General features: G+C 41.3%; 23 protein-coding genes. 18 read left to right on the top strand and 5 right to left on the bottom strand.

What is annotated here, in order from left to right; translation table 11 throughout:
- Positions 1-10 precede the first annotated feature (10 nt).
- The 3 genes from NSQ29_RS14345 (at position 11) to NSQ29_RS14335 (ending at position 3,058) form a co-directional block, all read left to right on the top strand.
- Positions 11-1,150 carry a toxic anion resistance protein gene (locus tag NSQ29_RS14345; RefSeq protein WP_076282825.1) on the top strand — a complete coding sequence of 380 codons (1,140 nt, stop codon included), beginning with the start codon at positions 11-13 and terminating at the stop codon, positions 1,148-1,150.
- A gap of 73 nt (positions 1,151-1,223) precedes the next feature.
- Entirely contained in the window at positions 1,224-2,195 is a 972-nt protein-coding gene (locus NSQ29_RS14340; RefSeq protein WP_076282824.1) for an alpha/beta hydrolase, read from the top strand.
- A 140-nt stretch (positions 2,196-2,335) separates the two neighbouring features.
- A complete protein-coding gene (locus NSQ29_RS14335; RefSeq protein ID WP_341125402.1) occupies positions 2,336-3,058 on the top strand; it encodes a sensor domain-containing protein in 723 nt (240 codons plus the stop codon).
- A gap of 86 nt (positions 3,059-3,144) precedes the next feature.
- On the opposite strand, the gene NSQ29_RS14330 is transcribed toward NSQ29_RS14335, so the two are convergent.
- Positions 3,145-3,933 (bottom strand): tyrosine-protein phosphatase, encoded by a 789-nt coding sequence (locus tag NSQ29_RS14330; RefSeq protein ID WP_339247620.1) that lies wholly within the window; start codon positions 3,931-3,933, stop codon positions 3,145-3,147.
- A gap of 214 nt (positions 3,934-4,147) precedes the next feature.
- Between NSQ29_RS14330 and NSQ29_RS14325 the strand changes: the two genes are divergently transcribed.
- Positions 4,148-4,969, top strand: a complete 822-nt coding sequence (locus NSQ29_RS14325) for a DUF2785 domain-containing protein (RefSeq protein ID WP_341125401.1) — start codon at positions 4,148-4,150, stop codon at positions 4,967-4,969.
- Positions 4,970-5,064: 95 nt separating this feature from the next.
- Positions 5,065-6,456, top strand: a complete 1,392-nt coding sequence (locus tag NSQ29_RS14320) for an alpha/beta hydrolase (protein ID WP_341125400.1) — start codon at positions 5,065-5,067, stop codon at positions 6,454-6,456.
- A 128-nt stretch (positions 6,457-6,584) separates the two neighbouring features.
- On the opposite strand, the gene NSQ29_RS14315 is transcribed toward NSQ29_RS14320, so the two are convergent.
- Positions 6,585-7,313 (bottom strand): SDR family oxidoreductase, encoded by a 729-nt coding sequence (locus NSQ29_RS14315; RefSeq protein WP_341125399.1) that lies wholly within the window; start codon positions 7,311-7,313, stop codon positions 6,585-6,587.
- A 155-nt stretch (positions 7,314-7,468) separates the two neighbouring features.
- Between NSQ29_RS14315 and NSQ29_RS14310 the strand changes: the two genes are divergently transcribed.
- The 4 genes from NSQ29_RS14310 (at position 7,469) to NSQ29_RS14295 (ending at position 10,859) form a co-directional block, all read left to right on the top strand.
- On the top strand, positions 7,469-7,807 hold the full coding sequence (locus tag NSQ29_RS14310) for a winged helix-turn-helix transcriptional regulator (protein ID WP_042187604.1): 339 nt from the start codon (positions 7,469-7,471) through the stop codon (positions 7,805-7,807).
- Between the two features lie 27 nt (positions 7,808-7,834).
- Positions 7,835-8,281, top strand: coding sequence for a hypothetical protein (locus NSQ29_RS14305; RefSeq protein WP_341125398.1), 447 nt, complete (start codon positions 7,835-7,837; stop codon positions 8,279-8,281).
- Positions 8,282-8,424: 143 nt separating this feature from the next.
- A complete protein-coding gene (locus tag NSQ29_RS14300) occupies positions 8,425-8,787 on the top strand; it encodes a BlaI/MecI/CopY family transcriptional regulator (protein WP_042187606.1) in 363 nt (120 codons plus the stop codon).
- Positions 8,788-8,789: 2 nt separating this feature from the next.
- Positions 8,790-10,859 carry a M56 family metallopeptidase gene (locus tag NSQ29_RS14295; protein WP_341125397.1) on the top strand — a complete coding sequence of 690 codons (2,070 nt, stop codon included), beginning with the start codon at positions 8,790-8,792 and terminating at the stop codon, positions 10,857-10,859.
- 831 nt (positions 10,860-11,690) lie between these two features.
- Here the strand turns inward: NSQ29_RS14295 and NSQ29_RS14290 are convergent.
- Positions 11,691-11,825, bottom strand: a complete 135-nt coding sequence (locus tag NSQ29_RS14290; protein ID WP_341125396.1) for a hypothetical protein — start codon at positions 11,823-11,825, stop codon at positions 11,691-11,693.
- Positions 11,826-12,035: 210 nt separating this feature from the next.
- On the opposite strand from NSQ29_RS14290, the gene NSQ29_RS14285 reads away from it, so the two are divergent.
- Genes NSQ29_RS14285 through NSQ29_RS14265 form a run of 5 tightly spaced genes read left to right on the top strand, consistent with a single transcriptional unit; the run spans position 12,036 to position 16,693 of the window.
- Positions 12,036-13,049, top strand: coding sequence for an ABC transporter substrate-binding protein (locus NSQ29_RS14285; RefSeq protein ID WP_341125395.1), 1,014 nt, complete (start codon positions 12,036-12,038; stop codon positions 13,047-13,049).
- Positions 13,050-13,062: 13 nt separating this feature from the next.
- Positions 13,063-14,079, top strand: a complete 1,017-nt coding sequence (locus NSQ29_RS14280; protein WP_341054298.1) for a FecCD family ABC transporter permease — start codon at positions 13,063-13,065, stop codon at positions 14,077-14,079.
- A complete protein-coding gene (locus NSQ29_RS14275; RefSeq protein WP_341125394.1) occupies positions 14,072-15,109 on the top strand; it encodes a FecCD family ABC transporter permease in 1,038 nt (345 codons plus the stop codon). The genes NSQ29_RS14280 and NSQ29_RS14275 overlap by 8 nt, the downstream gene beginning before the upstream one ends.
- A 19-nt stretch (positions 15,110-15,128) precedes the next feature.
- Positions 15,129-15,929, top strand: a complete 801-nt coding sequence (locus tag NSQ29_RS14270) for an alpha/beta hydrolase (protein ID WP_341125393.1) — start codon at positions 15,129-15,131, stop codon at positions 15,927-15,929.
- Between the two features lie 20 nt (positions 15,930-15,949).
- Entirely contained in the window at positions 15,950-16,693 is a 744-nt protein-coding gene (locus tag NSQ29_RS14265) for an alpha/beta hydrolase (RefSeq protein WP_341125392.1), read from the top strand.
- Positions 16,694-16,793: 100 nt separating this feature from the next.
- Here the strand turns inward: NSQ29_RS14265 and NSQ29_RS14260 are convergent, their stop codons facing one another.
- Together NSQ29_RS14260 and NSQ29_RS14255 are read right to left on the bottom strand one after the other, a co-directional pair.
- Positions 16,794-17,327 (bottom strand): SRPBCC domain-containing protein, encoded by a 534-nt coding sequence (locus NSQ29_RS14260; RefSeq protein WP_341125391.1) that lies wholly within the window; start codon positions 17,325-17,327, stop codon positions 16,794-16,796.
- A gap of 18 nt (positions 17,328-17,345) precedes the next feature.
- Complete coding sequence (locus NSQ29_RS14255) at positions 17,346-17,678, bottom strand: ArsR/SmtB family transcription factor (RefSeq protein WP_341125390.1); 333 nt, start codon at positions 17,676-17,678, stop codon at positions 17,346-17,348.
- Between the two features lie 343 nt (positions 17,679-18,021).
- Here NSQ29_RS14255 and NSQ29_RS14250 point away from each other — a divergent pair, with 343 nt between their 5' ends.
- From NSQ29_RS14250 to NSQ29_RS14235, 4 genes are all read left to right on the top strand, one after another.
- A complete protein-coding gene (locus tag NSQ29_RS14250; protein ID WP_231573438.1) occupies positions 18,022-18,660 on the top strand; it encodes a universal stress protein in 639 nt (212 codons plus the stop codon).
- 126 nt (positions 18,661-18,786) lie between these two features.
- Positions 18,787-21,651 carry a Na+/H+ antiporter subunit A gene (locus tag NSQ29_RS14245; protein WP_341126767.1) on the top strand — a complete coding sequence of 955 codons (2,865 nt, stop codon included), beginning with the start codon at positions 18,787-18,789 and terminating at the stop codon, positions 21,649-21,651.
- On the top strand, positions 21,651-21,989 hold the full coding sequence (locus NSQ29_RS14240; RefSeq protein WP_042187622.1) for a Na(+)/H(+) antiporter subunit C: 339 nt from the start codon (positions 21,651-21,653) through the stop codon (positions 21,987-21,989). The genes NSQ29_RS14245 and NSQ29_RS14240 overlap by 1 nt, the downstream gene beginning before the upstream one ends.
- A complete protein-coding gene (locus NSQ29_RS14235) occupies positions 21,986-23,464 on the top strand; it encodes a Na+/H+ antiporter subunit D (RefSeq protein ID WP_076282806.1) in 1,479 nt (492 codons plus the stop codon). The genes NSQ29_RS14240 and NSQ29_RS14235 overlap by 4 nt, the downstream gene beginning before the upstream one ends.

The raw sequence follows: 23,464 nt of genomic DNA, 5'->3' as shown, positions 1-23,464 counted from the left end.
GAGGGGTTCTATGTCTTTTACGATGGAAGTGGTAAGTCCGGAGAAATTGAAATCAGCGATTGAAGAACAGGTTAAACCTGAGCCACAGGAAGTAACGCAACTGAAGGAAATGGCGATAACCAATGTCTCGACGATTTTGGAGCTGGATTTAGAATCTTTGGATAAGCGAAAAGAAGTGCTGCAATCCATAGACAGCTTCGGGATGAGCACCATGAGATCGTCTTCAGACAAGAACTCTCTTTTGCAAGTTTCTGTAGGGAATTTATCAAAAACGGGGGATGAAGGCGGGCAAGTAGCTAAAGGATTAACGGAACTAAACCTCCAGTTGAAAGATTTAGACCCAAGCGCAGTGGATTTTGCCAAAAGTGGTCTTCTAGGGAAGTTCTTTAACCCATTGCGGAGTTATTTTGCGAAGTATCAAAAAGCAGATGCTGTAATCTCAGATATTATCATTTCTTTAGATAAAGGCAAAACCGTATTGAAAAATGATAACACTACATTAGAGTTTGAGCAGCAATCGCTTAGAGAGCTCACTAAAAAACTGCAGAAAGAAATTCAGCTAGGAATGCTGATGGATCAGGAGATTGAGGCTCAGCTAGATGCAGCCAAGCTACGTAATGAGTCTGAAGAAAGAGTAAAGTTCATAACGGAGGAGGTGTTGTTTCCTCTGCGGCAGCGTGTGATGGATCTGCAACAGATGCTGGTAGTAAATCAGCAGGGAATTATGGCGATTGAAGTGGTTATACGAAATAATAAAGAGCTAATTAGAGGGGTGGACAGAGCTAGAAATGTTACGGTTTCTGCCCTGAAAATCTCCGTTACGGTGGCCAGTGCACTCTATAATCAACGAATTGTTTTGAAAAAGATTGAACTCCTAAATCAAACAACCAACACGCTAATAAGCGGCACCTCAAAAATGTTGAAAGATCAGGGGGCGGCGATCCATAAGCAATCCCTAGAATCTAGCATTTCAGTCGATACATTAAAACAGGCATTTACAGATGTGCTATCCGCTTTAGATTCGATAAGTACGTATAAGCAGGAAGCTCTTCCTAAAATGCGTGAAACCATTAACCAGTTTAGAGAGCTGGCAGATAGCGGAGAACAGCAGATCGTGCGGCTCGAGAAGGGGAATAAGCTGGGCTTATAGAATAGTTTGAACAATGGAGTGCGTAGAACTTACGTACTTTTTTTGTGGAATAGCTGAAGGGGAGGTGAAGAACATGTGGAGGCGGTTTCGTAAAATGGTGTTAGGTATTCTCCTCTTACTGGTGGTGCTAATAGGAATTGGAGCCTTGTATCAATGGTATGGTTCAACACAAGACAGAAAAGCTTATAGACCTGTTGGAAAACTGTATGAGGTAGAGGGTAACAAGATGCACCTTTATACGGAAGGCGAAGGCAATATTACAGTAGTCTTCGCTTCTGGATGGGGATCGGTAAATCCGTATGCTGATTTTTATCCTTTGTATGAAGGACTAAAGCAGCACGTAAAAATTGCAGTGTATGATCGCTTCGGTTACGGCTTCAGCGATGCGACGGACAGACCACGAGATATCGATACGATTACAGACGAAATTCATGAGCTCCTTAAAGTCTCCAAACAGAAGCCACCTTATTTATTTGTCGGTCACTCACTCGGCGCTCTAGAAACGATTCGGTACGCACAGCGCTTCCCGGAGGAAGTGAAGGGGATTGTGTTTATTGATGGTGGAAGTCCAGAATATTATAAAAAAAGCCCGGAGCTAACGGTTATTCCTTGGATATATAAGGGACTCCGAACGACAGGTATTCTGCGGATGTTATATCATTTCGATGGATTCGCGGCATGGGTATCTGACCAAAGTAATGGTGATAAGCTTTTGCCTGAGGGGCTAAAGGCACTAAATCGTAAAGGTACCTTACTCAAGATTGGAAACAGGAACATGGTGAATGAGTTAGAACTAAGTCGAGAGAATGCCGAAGTCGTCATGACTGGTGGGAAGCCACTCCATATCCCCATTACCGTTTTGACGGCTGACTATTTTGGTAAGCTGGATGAAGATCGATCATGGAAGGACAGTCAAGCGGAGTTTCCCGCTTGGTCCACCTCTGGGAAGCAAATCATCGTACAGGGCAGTTCTCACTATATTCATAGTTATCAGCCGAAAGTTGTTGTAGATGAGTTGCTTCGAATGGTAGAGAAGGGGGGATAAACTAGGGCTTATAGCTGTTTCCAGTCTAAACCCATCCTAGCCTTTAGTCTGGTAAGACTCCGGTCCTAAGACTGTTTTGAGCCTTCTCTTTCTCACGTATAATGAGATTAATTGATAACGTGAGAGGAAGGACATAAGAAATGAATGATAAGTTGTATACAATGCCGATCGGAGCGGTAGATTCCATGCAGATTCCCGTAGAATCGAAATCACAATCTAAACCAGGCAAACGTCGATCAAGTCCCAAGACCTATCGGAGTATGTTGTATTTTATAATCTCTTTGCCGATTACGATTGTATATTTCGTGTTTATGGTGACAGGATTAGCATTATCGATTGCATTAACACCAATTTTCATCGGTATACCCTTGTTTTTCACAGTAGCTAAAGGGTTAGATTACATTGTGAAATTTGAGCAAGAGCTAGTAAGATCACTGTTGGATATTCCTAGACCGAGTGAAGAGCGCAGAACGGATATGAAGCAAGAGGGAGCAGGCTTCCTGCAACGCATGAAGTTAGGTTTTGATGGTGCAAAGTTTGCACGTAACATCATGCTGATTATGGGACGATTCGTATCCAGCATTATCTTCTTCTCACTAACGATAACTGTGGTAGCGGCAGCGCTAGGTCTGATTACACTACCTGTGCTGCATCAGATTTTCTTGCAAACGATGGATTTGAATATTTTGGAGAATAGTGTGTTTGCCTTATTTAATATCGACTGGACATTATCTCAGCAATATATTTCTTATGTTGTAGCGGGACTCGTCGTTGCTGTGATCGCAACTTGGGTGATTAAGTCGTTGATGGATGTACAGCGTAGAATGTTGTTTGTATCCTACGAGGAAGAACGTCAGTATTAAATGGAAAGAAGCGTAGCTCTTAAAGAGCTACGCTTCTTATACTTTTATCGCTATCTTAATGAATTAGTCCATAGCTCAATAAGTTGTTAAGCTTCTAAACAGTAGGCTTGTAGCTGCTTACGCTTATCAGCAGTCATGCCGAATTCCTGTTCGAGGAAAATTTCTACACTTTTATAACGCGCGTCAATGGCAGAGAAAATGGCTTCCATGAATTCTCTGCGTAATATAAGTGCAGCCATAACAGTATCGACTTCCTTCGGTGATAGATGCTGTGAGGCTTGCTTTTTTATCTGCTCATTCAAAGGACCAAGTGTCTGATTGGAGAGCAAATAGTCTTCTATAATCGTCTCTCTTGGAACCCCAAGTGCTAGGAATATGAATGCTGATCCTACGCCAGTGCGGTCTCTTCCACCGGCACAATGATGCAGGATACTGAATTCATCTGGAAGCATAATGGTTGCCATAAGTCGCTTAAAGGAAGGGTTATTAAAGGCCATATCCAAATACATATTAACCAAGAAGTCTGTCGTAAAATGTTCAAGGAATCCAGAACGAACCACATCTCTCATGTCTCCAGGCACCTCTTGCTTTAGCGCAGGTACACAAATGTTATTAACTCCTGGAATGACCGGATCTGGTTTTAAACGAATTTCTTCTATTCCCCGATAATCAAATATGGTCTTAATTCCAAGTGATTTAAAGAGCTTTATATCTTGATCGGTCATTCCTGTTAACTCGGCTGATCGAAAAAACAAACCGTATTTGACTCTACGGCCATCTGAGGTGGTGTATCCGCCCATATCTCGGAAATTGAGGACGCCTTTAAAGGGGAGAACACGACGCTTAGAATCTGTTGTTTCTAGTTTCTGGTTCATTTTCGTACCACCTTTAGTTGGTTATTGAATAGGCTATTCTAAAATGTAGAAAGGGTGTCGCGTAACAATAAAAGTTTGCCCTTAATACTATATATAGTACCATGATAAATGCCAACAACCCGAAAGGATAGTGTGACATTTTATAAACTAATATCTCTGTTAATTGTCGCGTTATTGCGCTGTTTACGGAAAAATTCTAGTAGGAGTGTGTAAAATGAATTTAAAAGAAAAGTTGATAGTAATAAAAGAAAATGGCTACCAAGCACCTCCCGATACATACCAGTTGATACAAGAAATGATACATAACATCGGTTCTGTGGATGCCGAGCTGCGTGATGACCTGATTTATACAATCTTATCACATTGGATTCCTGGTAATTCTCTAACTGCAAATGAACTAGAACAACTTCTTCCAGTTATTTTGGATCATAACCATTTGCATTTTAAGCTTGGTGAAACTAATACAGACGCTGTCTTTACTCGATCTTTCTCAATGCTAGTCATACCACTCGTTTTAGAGAGACATAGAGAATCACCATTTCTCTCAAGAGCGCAAATTCATCAGATAAAAGAGAAAGTATTTTACAATGTACAAGAAGAGCGAGATTACCGCGGGTATGATGAAGAAAAAGGCTGGGCTCATGCCATAGCCCATGCAGCAGATGCTTTAGACGATTTAGCTCAATGTTCCGAACTGGATAACAATGACCTCATAACGATTCTCCATTTGGTTTATGAAAAGATGATCATAACAGATCGAACTTACTCCGATGGGGAAGATGAGAGAATGGTAAGACCCATAATTAGTGTTTTAAATAGAAAAATACTTAGTCAGACTTATGTAGAGCAATGGATTCAAAGTTTTGGTGATGTGGAGAAAAATTCAGAGTTTCTTCCTGCCTTTAGACAAAAAAATAATATAAAGAACTTTCTGAAAAGTTTATACTTTCGAGTTAAGTTTTATAAAGTAGATGCCAATCTCTGCCCAACTATCGAGCATACATTATATAAAGTAGAAAAAGTATACTATTCCTAGCTGGAAGTTCACTTGTGAAAAATTGTTCATAATCCCAAATAAAACCTGTATAATAGGTTGTGAAAACGTTTGAACTATATATCAGGAGGGGTTCTATGCATTCAAGTGGATTATTTAGATGGAGCTTTTGGGGACTTGTTGTATTAATTTTATTAGCGCTTTCAGGGTGTTCTAGTAACGGAAATTTAAAAGAAATTGTTGCTACATCACCAATCCCTAATCCAACGATAAGCAATACCTCTCAGGCATCGGAGAGCCCAAACATTGGGGTTGTGGCAAAAGGTGCTGTGCACATAGATAAACTAGGTGAGCGGAGAATATTTGTTTATTTGCCTGCAGGGTATGAAACTGACAGTGAGCGATATCCTGTTGTGTATATGCACGATGGGCAGAATGTTTTCAATACAAATACCAGCTCTTTAGGCAAAGAATGGAGAGTAGAGGAGATCATTGATCAGCTCGTTGCTGATGGAACAATGGAGAAGGTTATTGTGATAGGAATCGCTTCAAGTGATGGTTCAGAACGTGGAAAGGAGTATGTCCCTTTTCCGGAGAAGTCTATTCCTACTGATGGAACGAGTGCAGCCGAATTTACCCAATATTTTATCAATACAGTTATTCCCTATGTTGATGGCGCTTATCGGACTATTCCCGATCGGGACCACCGTATGATTATGGGATCGTCATTCGGTGCTATTCAGGCATTATGGATGGGATATCAGCATCCGGAGACCTTCTCAGCGATAGGGGCTTTATCCCCTGCCACTTGGGTAAGTAATGGGCGAGTATTGGATGAGTTGGCGAAAGAGTCCGGGAAGCCTGCATTGAAGATTTGGCTCGACATGGGTGTAACCGAAGGAATGCCAATTGATCCGCTTGTGAATGTATTAAAGTCGAAGGGATTTGTATCAGGAAAGGACCTATTTTTTCAGATGGACCCTTTGGGTACGCATGAAGAGAAGTCATGGAATAGACGTGTACATAGTCCATTAATTATGTTCGCCGGGAAAGAGGCTGTACAAAAGATCAAGCTTGAAGTAAGCGACTATCTGACATTACTCGGACCGGAAGCTCTCGATGTGCGTCTTAATTTAATAGCCACTATGGATAATGGGATGGATTATACAATCCTTGACGGAGTTGGATATCAAGTTTTGAATCCTGAAGTGGGGCAGGTAGATATGGCAGGTAAAGTGAGCTTCCTGAAACCGGGATCCTTGAAAGTCAATGTTTCATTTCAAGATGTTACTGAAGAACATTTGGTTAACTATGAGCATTATGTAAAGGTATTTAAAGTTTATGTGAAATCTCTTGATGTTGACGAGAACGGGGATGAGTTCTCCATTAACCTGAAGGCCTCTGCTCGAAAAATAAATTCATCTCCTGAGTATATCAAAGCGCTAGTGAGCTCCGCTGAAAAAATCGGTATATATAAAATTAAGGAGACTCAGGAGGATGTAATTCGTATAACCTTTAATACGAAGTAGTCATAGAAATTCATATTCAAATGAGGGTAATCCCCTGGCTAATAATCAAGAAATTTCTCACCTAATTCTTTAAACTAAAAGGAGCTGACCCCTAAGTAGCATTTCCTATTTATTGAGTCAGCTATTTTTTAACGCAAAATATAACCCCCATCAGGAAATAGGGTGCTTCCCGTAGTATAGTTATTAGTCATCAAATAAATGGTTGTATGTGCTGCTTCGTCGGCATGTCCTACCCTGCCAAGGATATTCATATTCGTATATTCATCGTAAGACTTGTCTCTAGTCTCTTGTTCTGCTCCAACCCAATTAAAGTTGGTATGAATGGTGCCTGGGGAGATGACATTTACTCGAATCGGAGCTAACTCAACAGCCAATGCTTTTCCTAGACTCTCAATCGCGCCGTTACAAGCTGCATAGGAGGCACCGTCTGCAAGTGGTCGTTGACTGAATGCGCCAGACATCAGAACAATAGAGCCAGTTGGACTTATATATGGGATCGCGTATTTCACAGCATTATATTGAGGCCAGAACTTTGCATTAAAGCAGCTTTGTGCAATCTCTAAGCTTGAAGTAATCGGTCCTCTAACATAAGAGGCGCCGGGAGTGAACAAATGATCGAAGTTGCCGATTTTTTCAAAAAAAGACTTTAAATCTTCTTCATTTTGATTATCAAGCGAATGAGTTTCGGTAGATTCGGACCCTAGAATTTGTTGAGCTTTTTCTAATTTATCTTGTGAACGCCCAGCGATTATGACATATGCGCCTTGTTCAACCGCTTGTTTGGCAGTTGCGAGCCCTATTCCGGAGCTTCCTCCGATAATGACAATTCGCTGGTTTTTTAATGAAATACTGGACATTTTTATCTACTCCGTTCATAGTTAAATGGACTTTTAAGTTCTGTTTTTTATTATTAGGTATAAAAGAAATTCTGCACAGTACGCACTTTTTTCGTACTAGGTACGATTGTTCGTACTAGCTGTGAAATAGATTAACTATCGAAAGAGATGATCACATGGATTTACTGGAGCCGAGATTGGCCGGAGTGCTTACAACGCTTGATAAGATCGGTGGAAAGTGGAAGCCGCTCATTTTATTTATTTTATTGATAGATGGTACCAAACGATTTGGCGAACTTCGACGGATTATTCCAGATGTCTCTCAAGGGACATTAACTAAGCAACTACGGGAGCTTGAAGAGGATCAACTTATCGATCGTGTGATTTTTCATGAGCTTCCATTGAGGGTGGAATATAGTATTTCAGAACATGGCAAATCACTAATTACTGTTTTGGATAGCATGTGTGGCTGGGGAAGGATGCATCAGGAGTATTTAAATAATACAAACAAGTAAGGGGCGGACATTATTATAAATACTATTTTGCAGGACCCAACGGGTCAGGCCTATAAGACGCTGATACAGGTAGCTATGGAAGTGTGTGATGAATTTATTTTGGTCAAACGGGATCAGATGGAGTTAGAGCCAGAAGGATATGAACTATTGGAACGGTTACAGCCTTTTCTCAAAGAGATCGTTAAAGATGATTATTGGCCGGGAACTCGGCTTATGGGACATTATGCAGATGTTTATTATTTTAGATGTTCACCGGATGCGGTCGATATCCTACTATCCTATTCTACGAGCTTGTACTCATGGGTGCAGACTAGAGTGCCCGATGATCTTTGTTTTTTAAGTCAGGGGCGACCGTGGTTAATCAATACAGCTCATGAGCGAGAAAGCCATATTGTAACTGATGTAGAAGAGGTGCTTAACAGACTAGAAGAGAGCGGACTATTGTTCCGTGACTTATCTGTGTTTTATCCTTAATAAAGATAACAATGAGGCGATGTTTGCAAAGACATAGTCTCTTTTTTGTGCTGGGAATTTTTTGTAGACAAAACGGTCTACAAGTTGTAAACTCTAATTCAAATGGAAGGTCTAGGAATTGTAGACCAACGGGAGGCGCAAGGTTGAAGGATCTCAGACTGACCGAAATGGAAGGGAGATTTGCGGAATTAATATGGGATCATGAACCGATTCCGTCAGGGAATCTGGTGAAGTTATGTGAATCCGAGCTCAACTGGAAGAAATCTACGACGTATACGATGTTGAAAAGACTTGAGGCTAAAGAGATTTTTAAAAATGATAATGGTGTGGTAGGTTCTCTTATCAAAAAGGATGACTTTTATGCGGAGCAGAGCAAGGCGTTTGTGAAGGAAACCTTCGGCGGTTCGTTACCCAAATTTTTGGCTGCTTTCACAAAGAGCCGGAAATTAAGCGACAGCGAAATTGATGATGTTCTAAGACTAATCCATGAGCATAAGGAGGAGTAACGGTGGATCAGCTGTTTGAACTACTTTTAAACATGAGCATTACGGGAAGTTATGTGATTGTGTTTATCATCGTGGCACGGCTGTTCTTAAGAAAAGTTCCCAAAATATTCTCCTATGCCTTATGGTCTGTGGTTTTGATCCGACTCCTGTGTCCGTTCTCGATTGAGAGTATATTTAGTTTTATCCCATCTGAAGTACAGAACTCACCTCTAAATAAGCTATACACACAAACGCCTCAAATCCAAAATGTAATCAACACATCCGAGCAAGCTGTAAATAATATATCACCCGTACTTATTCCCTCTACACCTGCTGCACCAAGTGGTATAATCCCTTCGAATCCTTCAGATGCGTGGATTAACATAGGCCAATATATATGGTTGATCGGGATTGGGCTGCTGCTCATCTACAGCATTGTTGCCACTGTTCGACTTTCACGAGACTTAAGAGCCGCAACCCCTCTTTTCGAAAATATATATGAACATAACGGCATCTCCACACCTTTTGTATTCGGCTTCCTTAAGCCTAGAATATACCTTCCAAACGGTCTTTCCGATCATGAAAAAGCTTATATCATCAAACACGAGCAAGTGCACATACACAGATGCGACCACATCATAAAACTTCTCGCGTTCGTTGTTCTGTGTATACATTGGTTTAATCCAGTGGTTTGGCTTGCTTTTTATCTGATGAGTGATGATATGGAGCAGTCCTGTGACGAAAGCGTCATAAGACAGATGGGCAGTGGAATCAAAAAGGAATACTCGACCTCACTTTTGTCCTTATCTACTGGAAGACGATTTATGGGTGGTTCACCGCTTGCCTTTGGCGAGAGCAATACAAAAGGACGAATCAAAAATATTCTGAATTACAAAAAACCAGCCTTTTGGGTTGTTTTAGTCGCAATCTTAGTCGTGGTTGCGCTGTGTGTCGGACTCATAAGTAATCCGAAAAATGATCCATTAACCGTAAAGGATTATGCCGAGCAATTTATGGAGCAGAACATTACGAGCTATGAGAATAGTACAAATGTTAAGATGGTTGACAGTAAAATTACTAAGCTTGAAAAAATAGCGTCATTCGACGATCTGTTTGCAACACCCTTGGAAATTTGGAGTTTAGAATATCGCTTGAAACCGGATGATCCAGCTAAGCTGACGATGACGGAAAATGTGGTTGATGGATTTATCACCGAAGAAGGAAGCATGGGGAAACCGATACTTATTTTTTCTATTATGAATTCAACACCACAATATTTGGGCGTAATCAGGAGTGGAGAGAATGACATATCCACACCAGCCGGTCAGGAAATGGCAGTGCGTGTGTTTCTTGAAGCAAACCATCACCTTCCGCATGAAACTTATAGTGGGAAGCATATTCTAGTGAAATTCCCCTTAACGACAGGCGAAACAAGCCAACTGTTGTTATCCCAACCTGTTATTCAAGGAGATTCAGGAATTTGGAGCGTAGAACGCTGGAAGGATTCGAATGGAAATGAATATTACAATACACCTCAAACCGATGTTACGATAGCTGAATATTATGCCCGTCTGCAGACATTAGCGGATCAGGGGGAGGAGCCAGCACTACTTGATCCTTTGCAGGTCGCCATGAATTATATAAGCAATGATATTGGAATGGGTCAGCATGTTAAGCTGGATCAGCTTGTGGTGGACAATGAGGCTACAGCTGATGATTTTGCGAACACGCCCGAGAGTATATTAATAGGCTATGTTTTTAATCTTAGCCTGGAGAATCATTCCTTTGATTTTGATAACATTGAATGGCTAACAATGGAGGATTCCGCTCGCTTTAAAGGGTTGAATATTAATCCAGATGAGGATATGCCCAATGGATTTTATATCCTTAACAAATATACGTATACCGATCCATTAGAGGTTACAGAGGATACGAGATATTCTATAGTTGATGCTAATACGGGTGCTCTAAAAGAAGTAAGCAAGCAGGAGTTTATTGAATATTTCAAGCAATATACTGATTTTGTGCCCCCGTGTGTGATTACTAAAAAAGACGGATATGTCACCAGCATTGCTGAGAAATATATGCCGTAATTTATACGCTGATGAAAAAGTTGAATTTATATTTAAGCGCTGAAGAACCCGCATTTGATGCGGGTTCTTCAGCATGTGTATCGGCGCTGGCTCCTTTACGTTACTGCCGGCACATTGTATTTGGTTTTTCGCATACATTTGGCTCGTTTACGTTACTTTCGGCACATTGTATTCGATTTTTCGCATACATTTGGCTCGTTTACGTTACCTTCGGCACATTGTATTCGGTTTTTCACATACATTTGTCTTATTTACGTTACCTTCGACACATTGTATTCGGTTTTTCGCATACAGTTGGCTCGTTTACGTTACCTTCGGCACATTGTATTCGGTTTTTCGCATACAGTTGGCTTATTACGTTACTGCCGGCACATTGTATTCGGTTTTCCGCATACAGTTGGCTTATTTACGTTACCTTCGGCACATTGTATTCGGTTTTCCGCATACAGTTGGCTTATTTACGTTACCTTCGGCACATTGTATTCGGTTTTTCGCATACATTTGGCTTATTTACGTTAGCTTCGGCACATTGTATTCGGTTTTTCGCATACATTTGGCTTATTACGTTAGCGTCGGCACATTGTATTCGGTTTTTCGCATACAGTTGTCCGTAAGCTCGACTAAAACATGTATTCTAAGGATTTAAGGTCCGCTCGGTCCGTCATCCCAAAGAGGCGTGTGCTTAATTAAAAACAGGGCTCCTCATGGCCAACAGTTGAATATAGGCCCATCCCTTGAGTTCATTTCACATTTCTCCGCAATCTAGAAATTTTAAAAATTCTATTATAGCAAGCATAAACGCCTTCGGTGTTCTTAATAGGATGGTAGAGTCTAGGCCACTGGCAGACCCAACTGTTTACGAAACTTATTCCGAACTATGACAGAGAGTGCATCTAGCTCGACAAGCTCTGCCAGAGTGTACGCCTCTTGAAGACCAACCTGCATTAGATGCAGTACATGTGACACGGATGCACCGCCAGCTCCATTTCCTTTTTTAACAATTACGTCATCTGCGGAAATTTCTCCCTTTATTATGATCTGACAATTTACAAAATTTCATATATTTAAAGAAATCTATTGATAATTATTCTCATATGATTTAATATGATAACGATTCTCATTATCATTACTTTGCTATAAAGAATGATAAATAAAATATAGATGGGGAGATAGAAAATGAATCAGAAAAAAGTTTTATTAGCAGGGGTATCAGCGGTTTTAGCTTTGAGTTTGGCGGCTTGTGGTAACAATGAAAAGGATAACGCAGCTTCAAAAAGTGCAAATAATTCCGCCGTAGCAGCAGAGGGAAATGCAAACAACAAAGGAAATACGGCTCAGGAGGCGGTAGCCACTGAACAAACCATTACATATCTAGGCAAGGATTATGTAGTACCTGTAGAGATTCACAATATCGTAGCTGCAAGTCTGGAATCTATGGAAGATGCAGCAATCTTAGGAGTGAAACCTGTAGGCGTACTTGCTATAGCAAATGCCATTCCAGGTTATCTGTCAACGGAATTAGCTGGTGCATCTTTAGTGGGGGATAAATTTGCTCCAAGTAATGAGGCGATCTTGCAGCTAGATCCAGATGTTATTTTAGGGTCTTCCAAGTTTGGTGAAGATGTGTCGGGTGCGCTTAATAAAATTCAAACGATGATTCCTTATTCACATATCTCAACGAATTGGAAAGATAATCTGCTTTTACTAGGTCAATTATCCGGAAAGACCTCAGAAGCAGAAAAGATTATTAGCGATTATGAATCAAAAGCTGCTAGTGCAAAGGCTGACGTTGGAGAAAAGTTGAAAGATAAATCAATTCTAGTTATTCGTATTCGTGAGGGTAGTATGTGTGTGTATCCAGCGGGTGTTTACCTGAATCCGGTTATTTACGAAGATTTAGGTGCTACCATTCCCGAAGTAATAACAACTACTAAAGCTCAAGCTGAGCTTTCACTAGAAGCTTTAGCGGAAATTAATCCGGACTATATTTTCTTGCAGTTTGAGACTAGCGAGAATACTGATAATGCAACAGCACTTGATGATTTGCTCAAGAATCCGATCTTCAAAAGCGTAAATGCAGTCAAAAACAATCATGTCTTTGTAAATGCAATTGATCCGTTGGCGCAAGGTGGTACAGCTTGGTCTAAAGTAAGATTCCTGGATGCTGCAATTGAAAATCTCTTGAAGTAAAACCGAAGGTGCGATGAATAAGATGAATACAAAAAATTGGAAAGTTATATTGATCCTATCAACTTCTCCATTATTCATCGTATTAGCAATGGTTGTATCCGTCTTATATGGTGTTAAGGATATTGGAATAGTAACAATCTGGCAGGCGATTACACACTTCGATGCAAATAATGTGGACCACAACATTATTATGACATCTAGATTACCGCGTGTAATCGCCGCTTTATTAGTTGGAGCGGCTCTAGCTGTTTCAGGGGCGTTAATGCAAGGCGTTACACGGAATTATCTTGCATCACCATCGATTATGGGAGTAAATGACGGATCGGCATTTGTTATTACGTTGGCTATGGTGTTTTATCCTGGATTATCGAATGTTCATATGATTCTTTTATCCATGGTGGGTTCCGCTATCGGAGCGGGTTTGGTTTTCGGATTTGGCTCATTGGTCAAAAACGGCTTATCTCCAGTCAGACTAGCTATTATTGGTACTGTAATTGGTACATTTTTAAGTAGTATTGCCTCAGCAGTAGCGATGTTTTTTCAAGTCTCACAAAATGTTAGCGTTTGGTATAGCTCGAAAATACATACTGTAAATCCAGATATGCTAATATTGTCCATTCCTTTTATAATCGTTGGTCTGCTCTTGGCAGTTAGTATTTCTAAATCTGTAATGGTTGCCTCCCTAGGAGATGAAACGGCAATTAGCTTGGGTCAACGGACAAAATGGGTGAAAATCATCAGTATTTTATCTGTTGTATGTCTGACCGGGACAGCAGTGGCCTTAGTAGGTAAGATTGCCTTTGTAGGTCTAATCATTCCTCATATTACACGTTTTATCGTTGGTATCGACTATCGTTTCATCATTCCTTGCTCAGCAGTCATTGGGGCTGTTTTTTTAGCATTTTGTGATGTCTTAAGCCGGTATATTAACTTTCCGTTTGAGACGCCAATTGGCGTTGTGACAGCCTTTATTGGAATCCCGTTCTTCCTTTATTTAATTCGGGTTAAAGGGGGAGAGCAACGTGGATAGAGGCAGAATACAGTTTAGTCGCTATATATTGACGCTACTAGCTTTTATCCTGCTAACACTTGTGGCGGGGTATTTTCATCTAACGAATGGCGCTTTTGATATGTCTGTCATGGATGTGATAAAAACGCTGCTCCGAATAGATCCCAATCCTAAATTTGACCTGGTTATTTTTCAATTTCGACTACCACGGATCATTATTGCGTCGTTAGTAGGCATAGGTCTGGGGATGGCTGGAACGGTCATTCAAGGCATTACCCGAAACGGACTGGCTGATCCAGGTATCCTTGGGATTAATGCCGGTGCCGGAGCTGCCATCGTTGCATTTATGTTTTTCTTTCAGATGTCAGGGGTTACTTTTATTAAAGAAAGCTGGTTTTCGATACTAGCCATGCCTCTCTTTGGTTTTGTGGGGGGGCTTGCCGCAGTTATGGTTATCTTTATTTTCTCTTGGCGGAATGGTGCACTTGATATGCAACGTTTGATATTGACAGGGATCGCGATAAGCAGTGGTTTTGGGGCGTTGTCGTTGTATCTATCTCTAAAAATGAATGCAAGTGATTATGAAATGGCTGCGGTATGGAGTGTCGGAAGTATTTACAGCGCGAATTGGACTTATATCATAATGATCACACCTTGGGTACTGATTTTAGGATTTGTGATGTATCGAAAAAGCTATTTGCTCAATTATTTTCAATTGGAGGATTCCAGCACAAAAAGCTTGGGGATCTCCGTAGAAAAAGAAAAGCTAATCTTTCTGTTATGCAGTGTGGGGATTGTAAGTGTCTGTGTATCTGTATCCGGTTCTATAGGTTTTATAGGATTGATGGCTCCTCACATCGCCAGAAGATTAGTAGGGATTAATCACCGCTATATTATGTTATCCAGTGCAGTGGTTGGGATGTTCTTGCTTGTGATCTCGGATTATTTTGCCAAAACATTATTTCAGCCAGCAGAGTTGCCTGTGGGAATAGTCGTTTCCATTATTGGCATTCCCTATTTCTTATATTTATTAGCCAAGTCAAGAGTGTAGGGGAGAGTGAGCAGCACATATGTCAACACAAGTTGAACTCGAACGCACAGAATCATGGAAGCTAGAATCTCAGTATATGGGCTACACGTATGATATAAAGGTCTCAATTCCGAGAGAAGAGGCCCCTGAGCATGGATTTCCCGTCTATTACATGCTCGATGGTAATTCATATTTTCAATTGGGCCGGGATGTCGTGAAATTGCAGTCAAGAAATGCGCAGAAAACTTTGATTGTACCAGCTATCGTGATTGGCATTGGGCATTATGGTTCAGATGATGAGGTCTCTAAAAGAAGATTTTATGATTTCACGCCTCCTGCGAAGCAGTATGTATATCCGGATCGATTGAAAAATGCTGACATAGGACCACATGGTGGTGCTGAAAAGTTACTATCTTTTTTAGAGTTGGAATTAATGCCCCTGATCACTGAAAAATATAATATCGATCAGCATAAGCAAGTTTTGTTTGGTCACTCATTAAGCGGGTTGTTTGTCCTCTGGACGCTGTTTACTCGTGCCGAGCTATTCCAGTATTATTTGGCCTCTAGCCCCTCGATTTGGTGGAATGATCATGAAATCTTGGCGTATGCGGAGGAGTTTTATAAGAAGGGTCAAACGATAAGATCCGAGAAAAGAAAGCTATTGATCACAGTGGGCAGTGAAGAGGCGTTTATGGTCGATGATGCTAAAGGATTATTTTCGAAATTGTGTGAGTATTCTTTGCCTGATTTGCAGGTTGAGCATTACATAGCGCCAGATGAAAACCACGCGTCAGTAGTACCGACCATCATGAGCAGAGCGTTCCGTATGTTGAATTGTTAAGGAAGGGGCTATGATGCAGGATGATGTTAGGAGAACTTACTACTTTTGAACATATGGGGCGACAAATTATCGTGTATCTCCCTAAAGCATATCATTTGTTTACTGAGAGAAGCTTCCCGGCGGTTTTCTTACAGGATGGCGATTTCTTGTTCAAAGAGTCGATTGCTGATATAGAAAGGGATGTGGAGGAGGGGATTACAGAGCCGGTTATTTTTATCGGGATTGATTCTCAGCTTCGTAATGATGAATATACACCTTGGGAAATGCCTGCTCTTTTTAAGGATTGGTCCTTTGGGGGCAAGGGGGATGATTATTTGGATTACGTATATAAGGAACTGGTCCCGCATATAATTCGTTCCTTTCGCATCTCTCATGAGCCGGGCAAATTGGCATTAGGCGGTGTATCACTAGGTGGGTTAATAAGTCTGTATGCGATGTACAAGACGGAGTCTGTTTTTGATAATTTTATTTTCATATCCGCGTCTGTGTGGTTTAAAGATTTTATACATTATATGGAGACTTCAAAGTTAGATAGGGAATGCAAAGTCTATATGTATGTAGGTGAACAGGAAGGTATCCAGAAGACTAATGCACAGAAGGACATGGTGCCTAATAGTAAACGTGCTTTTGATATTTTAAAAGAGAAGATAGATGGAGCTGATCAGCGGGTGATGTTTGAGACAGATCCATTAGGCACGCATAATGACACGTTTTTTCTGCAATATTTTCCGAGTAGCCTCAGGTTCTTATTTCCCGCAAAATGAATAAAAGGACGAGCAGGATAGAGTATCCTTGCATCGTCCTATTTTTTTACATATAGGTTAGATAACCATAATTTAGTCTTGCGGTCCGAGCATATCTACTTTATTTACTCTTCAGTATATTCTCAAGATGTACGTCCAAATTATCAAAGGTTTGTGAAATACCCGGTAGCATCCCCATATCAATCACTTGTTGTAACGCTTCTGGAGAAGCGTATTTACCGGTGTTAACCAGCTTCGTTTGACCATCCAGCTCGATAAAATCTAGTTGGACTAGTGTCTCGGGCAGATCTTTTGAAATATTACCTTCGGCATCTGAGAACCCGTCCGTGTAAATAATTTGCTCTGGAATCGAAATTTCCCCATAAATCGCCTTACCCCAAGACTCCATACCGTAGAAATCTCCCTGACTCTTATCCTCGCACTTCATGCAATAATGCCAAGTACCTCCTGGACGGAAATCGACATGGCATACGGGAAGTGTCCAACCTTTTGGCCCCCACCAATGCTTCAAATGCTCAGCCTCAGAAAAAGCTTTAAAAACTAGCTCACGTGGAGCTTTAAAAATACGCTCTAATATTAGAGTGCTGCCTTCAACTTTGGATACTAGTTGGTTGGTTTGGTTAGAATTTGTCATTGGATAAATCCTCCTCGTTTACTTTTCATTATCTAATTCCTTGCTTTGTAGCTTCTGCAAATAATCATCCAGTCGATCGTAGCGTTCCTCCCACATATGACGGTAGGATTCTAACCAAGTGTCTAATTCCTTAAAAGGGTCAGGGCGGAGCTTGCAAATGCGCCGATTAGCAACAGCTTGAACTTCAATAAGGCCTGCATCACTGAGAACACGCAAATGCTTGGACGCTTGAGGCTGACGCAACTGAAGACTTTCTGCGATCTCTCCAACGGTTAGGGGATTCTCGCGTAATAGTTCAACGATCTGCATACGATTAGGCTCTGCTAAAGCACTCATTACGTTAGTATTCATAAACAATCATCACTTCGATTCATTGATTTGATTCGGATTTCATATGACGGGCCATGATGGAGCGACTCAACAGGCCTACTTCCTTGTATTTCCTGTTTGCATTTACAATATACCATTAAGTGAATATTCCTGTAAAGGGATATTTAAAATTTTCATTGTATGATAACTTCAAAAGAAGGGCATAGTACAATCATTACGTAGAAATATGTTCCATGATAACCATTAAACTTTACAAAAAACATAGGAATAGATATAATTAAGTATAACTTATCGGTTTTAGATTTACGCAAGGGGCCTAACGCCAGTAGGCTCCTTTTGTATTTCTTGGCCATGTTACAGGAGGGTGAAGGTCATACACAATGAAAAGATTATGGTTTGTGTTCATTATGGTCCGCATGGGGAGCGTTTAATCCGGCGTGGTGTGCAACTATCTGAAATAATAGGGGCCCCATTGTTTGTATTAAATGTCGATAGTTCGGACAATGATGAATATAATCAGAGCAAAGAAATGTATATGACGGTTTGGAAACGTCTTGCCGATGAAGCTGGCGCAGAATTTATCATTCGGAAACGTGAAGGCCGAAAAACAACTGATATTATTGTAGAAGTAGCTGAAAAGAATGAGGTTACACAGATCGTAATTGGACAATCTGCTCAGACTCGATGGCAGGAGCTTACCAAACGCAATTTCATCAATGAACTCATTGGTAAAATGAAAATGATGGATCTGCATGTAGTTGCCGTTCAACGGATGCGCGCCGGGCTGGAAGAAACCCATGAGGAAGGCGTAATCGCCTACCTGGTCAAAATCGGGGATGAGTATCAGCTCAGTGATGAACCTAAGGGTGAGTATTCACTTAAAGGAAAGTTCTTTCACGAATTACACACAGAATTTGAGAACGGTTTATTCAGAATTGAGCAAGAAGATGGAAAGGCTAGATATTTGCATATTTGTGATGGCACATTGACCGATTCTTTATAATCGGCGTGCCCTTATCTTCATGAGGGCCTATTATTAAGGGCCCTTCCAATCATATGATCTTTGGCTTTTGGTAAAAAAGTAAGTACTAAAGTTCACAACTTGATAAGCTCAAGTGGAAAAGGAGGACTGCCTTTGCTGCATGTAATCATACTTGTTCCGTTTCTAATGGCCTTAGTAATCGCACTTTTGACCAAGAGAGCATCCAACCTTCATAGAGGATGGCTTGTTTTCCCCGGTTCACTCGCTTTGTTTGTATATTTTTTAACCCGGATTCCTGTTATTAAGGGAGGGGATTTGGGATATGAAACCGTTTCATGGATTCCTTCCCTAGGCATTGATTTGGTTTTCCATCTGGATGGATTAAGTTTACTGTTCGCTTTGTTAATCACTGGAATGGGTAGTCTTGTAATTATCTATTCGATTTATTATCTAGACAAGCGAAAAGAAGCGTTGACCCCTTTTTATATTTATTTAATGTTGTTTATGGGAGCGATGCTTGGCGTTGTACTCTCGGATAACTTGATGGTGTTATACGGTTTTTGGGAATTAACAAGTGTATCGTCATTTCTGTTGATTGCTTTCTGGCATCGGCGGCAAAAATCGCGGTATGGTGCTCTTAAATCTATGTTGATTACCGTATTTGGTGGTTTAGCGATGTTTGCCGGCTTTTTAATGCTTTATGTAATGACAGGCACCTTTAGTATCAGGGAAATTTGGAGTGAGGTTGGCGATATTAGCGGGCATGCTTTATTTATTCCGGCGATGCTACTAATTCTCTTAGGCGCCTTCACCAAATCAGCTCAGTTCCCGTTTCATATCTGGCTGCCGGATGCCATGGAGGCACCGACACCCGTCAGCGCATATCTTCACTCGGCAACGATGGTTAAAGCTGGATTGTATCTTGTCGCCCGTTTCAGCCCTATTTTTGCGGGGCAATATGAGTGGTTCTGGGTTGTGTCAGGCGTCGGTTTGATCACCTTGATTTATGGCTCTATCCAGGCGATGAAGCAGACGGACCTGAAGGCTCTATTAGCCTATTCAACGATTAGTCAACTTGGACTGATTATGGGATTGCTAGGAATGGGATCGGCAGCGGCATTTTATGCAGGGGAAGATTCAGTCTTTTACACTGCTGCAACAACAGCGGCTATCTTTCACCTTATTAACCATGCCATCTTTAAAGGCTCTTTGTTTATGATGGTCGGTATAGTTGACCATGAGACGGGTACCCGCGACCTGCGAAAGCTGGGCGGACTGATTTCCATTATGCCGGTTACCTTTACGGTAGCGATGATCGGCAGTTTCTCCATGGCTGGTTTGCCGCCATTTTCAGGATTTTTAAGTAAAGAGATGTTTTTTACAGCTGTCCTGAATATCCGAAACTTGGATATATTCTCTATTCCCTCGTTGTTTACGCTCTTCCCGGTTTTGGCCTGGATTGCCAGCGTGTTTACTTTTGCATACAGTATGATTTTGGTATTCCACACCTTTTTCGGAAAATATCAGCCTGAGAAGCTGGACAAAAAACCGCATGAAGCCCCATTTGGACTTCTGCTTGCCCCGTGCCTGCTAGCAGTGCTGTCTATATTTATCGGTTTTTTCCCGAATATATTATCTAATACACTTATTATCCCTGCAATGAATGCTATTCACCCTATCTTGCAGACCGGGGAACCTTTTGTTGTGAATATCCATTTCTGGCACGGCTTTACACCAGAAGTATGGATGACACTTGGTGTTGTGATTCTTGGTATTACTGTATACCGAATCTATGGCCGCTTAAGTCTGGTCGATAAAGAATGGGGCAGTGGCTACACTTTAAATCAAGTCTATGACGGAGTAATCCGGCTGGTTGAGAAATTGTCTAGATGGGTGACTAGTTCTTATATGACTGGTTCCATGAGACATTATTTAATGTATATTTTTTCCTTCTTGATCGTAACGATTTGCGGTGTCGTCTGGTATTCAGATGGAATTACACTTGGTACGACTGAGTATACTCCTTTTTCTTTGTTTGAGGTTATTGCTGTAATGGTTTTGCTTCTAGGTGCTTTAGCTATTCCGTTTGTGCGTTCCAGAATAACAGCCATTTTGTTAACAGGAATGGTTGGTTATATGGTTACTTTGCTCTTTGTTCTGTTCAGAGCTCCTGATCTGGCGCTTACGCAAATGATTGTTGAAGTGGTATCTGTTACATTGTTCCTATTATGTTTCCGGCATTTGCCTAGGCTTGAAAAAGAGAAGCTCAAACCTCGTGCGCATTTCCTTAAACTAATTATTTCTATCGGGATGGGCGTAACGATGACACTGGTTGCACTTGCTGCTCTAGGCAGTAGTCCGTTCGAATCCATCTCAAAATATTATGTGGAGAATAGCTATACTTTGGGTGGCGGTAAAAATATTGTCAATGTTCTGCTCGTTGATTTCCGCGGCTTTGATACCATGTTTGAAATAACAGTACTTGGCCTTGCCTCACTTGCTATTTATTCCATGATCAAGCTGCAGTTGGATGGAGAGGGTACAGCAGCCCAACTGAAGAGGGTTGTTCCCTATAATAAGCCTCGTTATTCCCGAAGTGATGATGTGTTACTGCAAGCGGTAGCTAAAGTAGCATTCGTTATCATTCTGATATTTTCGTTGTTTTTGTTTTTTGCCGGTCATAATAATCCGGGAGGCGGATTTATTGGGGCTTTGATGGCTTCTGCAGGTTTGGTGCTACTTGCTATTACTTTTGGGATGGATATGGTTGAGAAGGTGCTGCCTATTAATTATCGTAAGTTAATTGCGATCGGGATTTCGATTGCTTTTCTTACCGGGGTTGGCTCATTTATATTCGACGTACCCTTCCTGAGCCAAACGTTTGGATATTTCCAATTGCCGCTTATGGGCAAAACAGAATTAACCACTGCAATGTTCTTTGATCTTGGTGTTTATCTAGCTGTTATTGGTGTCACTATGAATATCATACTTACGATCGGGAGGGATAACTAATGGAGCTTGTTGTTGCCTTGGCGATCGGCGTATTGTTTTCCGTAGGTGTTTATCTAGTCCTTTCCAAAAGCTTGCTACGCATCCTACTGGGTACTAATTTAATTACCCATGGTGTTCATTTACTGCTACTGACAATGTCGGGTCTCAAGACAGGTGCTCCACCTTTGCTAGGTGAAAAAGCGGAGGCGTATGTAGATCCTCTACCGCAGGCGCTCATTTTGACCTCTATTGTAATTAGTTTTGGAGTAACAGCATTCTTCATTGTTTTGGCATACCGGACTTACCGTTCGACGGGCACGGATGATGTGGAAGGAACCAAGGAGGAGAGACAACAATGAATAACTTGCTAGTGCTGCCTCTGCTGATTCCGGCCTTTACGGCAGTTATACTGATTTTTCTAAAAGAACGAGTGGATCTGCAACGTATTATCAGTGCCGTCAGTGTGTTTTTAAATATCTTGGTTTCTGGAATCATTGTGTACCAGGTAAGTACAAAGGGCATCCAGACCCTATATATGGGTGGATGGCTTCCACCTTATGGCATTGTGTTTGTTGCCGATATGTTTGCGGCCTTACTTGTGCTAGTCGGTGCTATTGTTGGTGCGGCATGTCTATTTTTTTCCTTCGCCAGCATTGGGGAAGAAAGAGAAAGGTTTTATTACTATCCGTTTTTCCATTTTCTATTAACTGGGGTATTTGGCTCCTTTCTCACCGGAGATTTGTTTAATTTGTTCGTCTGCTTTGAGGTCCTGTTAGTTGCCTCGTACGCTTTAATTGTACTTGGTGGCTCCAAAGGTCAACTGAGAGAGACGTTAAAATATGTATTAGTTAACGTGATTTCCTCTTCCTTGTTTGTAGCAACGCTTGCTTATTTATATGCCGCGACAGGAACACTGAATATGGCACATCTATCTATGCGTGTAGCAGAGGCGGGACAAGGCGGTGTAATGAACGTCATTGCGGTCCTGCTGCTGATCGTATTTTCGATAAAGGCAGGTTTGCTGCTCTTTTTCTGGCTTCCGGATTCTTATAGTGCACCACCTGTGGCTGTTAGAGCACTGTTTGGAGCATTGTTAACGAAAGTGGGATTGTATGCCATTACACGTACCTTTACATTGATTTTTATTCAAGAACCGGGACTCACCCATTCACTGATTGCCTGGATGGCGGGAGCGACGATGATCCTTGGTGCAATCGGTGCACTGGCTTACAACGATCTGGGGCGGATTTTTAATTATAATATCATCATCAGTGTTGGATTTATTGCTTTTGGGATTTCTGTCGCGACTCAGGATTCGTTAAATGGTGTAGTGTTTTATTTAATGCATGACATGGTTGCCAAAGCATTATTATTTTTCCTGGGCGGGATGATTATCTCAGCATCGGGCACCGACCGCTTAAAAGAAATGGGTGGTTTAATCCGACGCTATCCGTGGACCGGCTGGATGTTCTTCGTACTGACTTTGGCGTTGGTTGGTGTTCCACCACTTAGTGGTTTCGCTGGAAAAGTGATGATGGTACGTAGCGGATTTGGACAGAATCATGTGGCTCTGGCACTAATTGCACTTGCATCAAGTTTCATAGTGTTATATTCCTTGATCAAGGTATTCCAGCAGGTATTCTGGGGTGGCGAGAAAAGGGAAGAACAAGTCAAACCGCTTCATTATAAAGCTATGATGGCACCGGCAGCTGTTCTGTTCGCGATTGTAATTCTGATGGGTGTAGGTGCTGAGACGGTAAACGGATATGTCAGCCAAGCCGGAGCCGTACTGGCCGATCCAGCATTATACATTAACGCTGTCATGAAGGAGTAG

Origin of the sequence: Paenibacillus sp. FSL F4-0236 (assembly GCF_038000135.1) — a bacterium.
Lineage (GTDB): Bacteria > Bacillota > Bacilli > Paenibacillales > Paenibacillaceae > Paenibacillus_AQ.
Note: the sequence above shows the minus strand (reverse complement) of the source record. Positions and strands in the feature narration are given on the sequence as shown.

Excerpts from the sequence above, each read along its gene's own strand:
- NSQ29_RS14345 (WP_076282825.1), top strand. The coding sequence starts at position 11 with ATGTCTTTTACGATGGAAGTGGTAAGTCCGGAGAAATTGAAATCAGCG.
- NSQ29_RS14340 (WP_076282824.1), top strand. The coding sequence starts at position 1,224 with ATGTGGAGGCGGTTTCGTAAAATGGTGTTAGGTATTCTCCTCTTACTG.
- NSQ29_RS14335 (WP_341125402.1), top strand. The coding sequence starts at position 2,336 with ATGAATGATAAGTTGTATACAATGCCGATCGGAGCGGTAGATTCCATG.
- NSQ29_RS14330 (WP_339247620.1), bottom strand. The coding sequence starts at position 3,933 with ATGAACCAGAAACTAGAAACAACAGATTCTAAGCGTCGTGTTCTCCCC.
- NSQ29_RS14325 (WP_341125401.1), top strand. The coding sequence starts at position 4,148 with ATGAATTTAAAAGAAAAGTTGATAGTAATAAAAGAAAATGGCTACCAA.
- NSQ29_RS14320 (WP_341125400.1), top strand. The coding sequence starts at position 5,065 with ATGCATTCAAGTGGATTATTTAGATGGAGCTTTTGGGGACTTGTTGTA.
- NSQ29_RS14315 (WP_341125399.1), bottom strand. The coding sequence starts at position 7,313 with ATGTCCAGTATTTCATTAAAAAACCAGCGAATTGTCATTATCGGAGGA.
- NSQ29_RS14310 (WP_042187604.1), top strand. The coding sequence starts at position 7,469 with ATGGATTTACTGGAGCCGAGATTGGCCGGAGTGCTTACAACGCTTGAT.
- NSQ29_RS14285 (WP_341125395.1), top strand. The coding sequence starts at position 12,036 with ATGAATCAGAAAAAAGTTTTATTAGCAGGGGTATCAGCGGTTTTAGCT.
- NSQ29_RS14280 (WP_341054298.1), top strand. The coding sequence starts at position 13,063 with ATGAATAAGATGAATACAAAAAATTGGAAAGTTATATTGATCCTATCA.
- NSQ29_RS14270 (WP_341125393.1), top strand. The coding sequence starts at position 15,129 with ATGTCAACACAAGTTGAACTCGAACGCACAGAATCATGGAAGCTAGAA.
- NSQ29_RS14265 (WP_341125392.1), top strand. The coding sequence starts at position 15,950 with ATGATGTTAGGAGAACTTACTACTTTTGAACATATGGGGCGACAAATT.
- NSQ29_RS14260 (WP_341125391.1), bottom strand. The coding sequence starts at position 17,327 with ATGACAAATTCTAACCAAACCAACCAACTAGTATCCAAAGTTGAAGGC.
- NSQ29_RS14255 (WP_341125390.1), bottom strand. The coding sequence starts at position 17,678 with ATGAATACTAACGTAATGAGTGCTTTAGCAGAGCCTAATCGTATGCAG.
- NSQ29_RS14240 (WP_042187622.1), top strand. The coding sequence starts at position 21,651 with ATGGAGCTTGTTGTTGCCTTGGCGATCGGCGTATTGTTTTCCGTAGGT.
- NSQ29_RS14235 (WP_076282806.1), top strand. The coding sequence starts at position 21,986 with ATGAATAACTTGCTAGTGCTGCCTCTGCTGATTCCGGCCTTTACGGCA.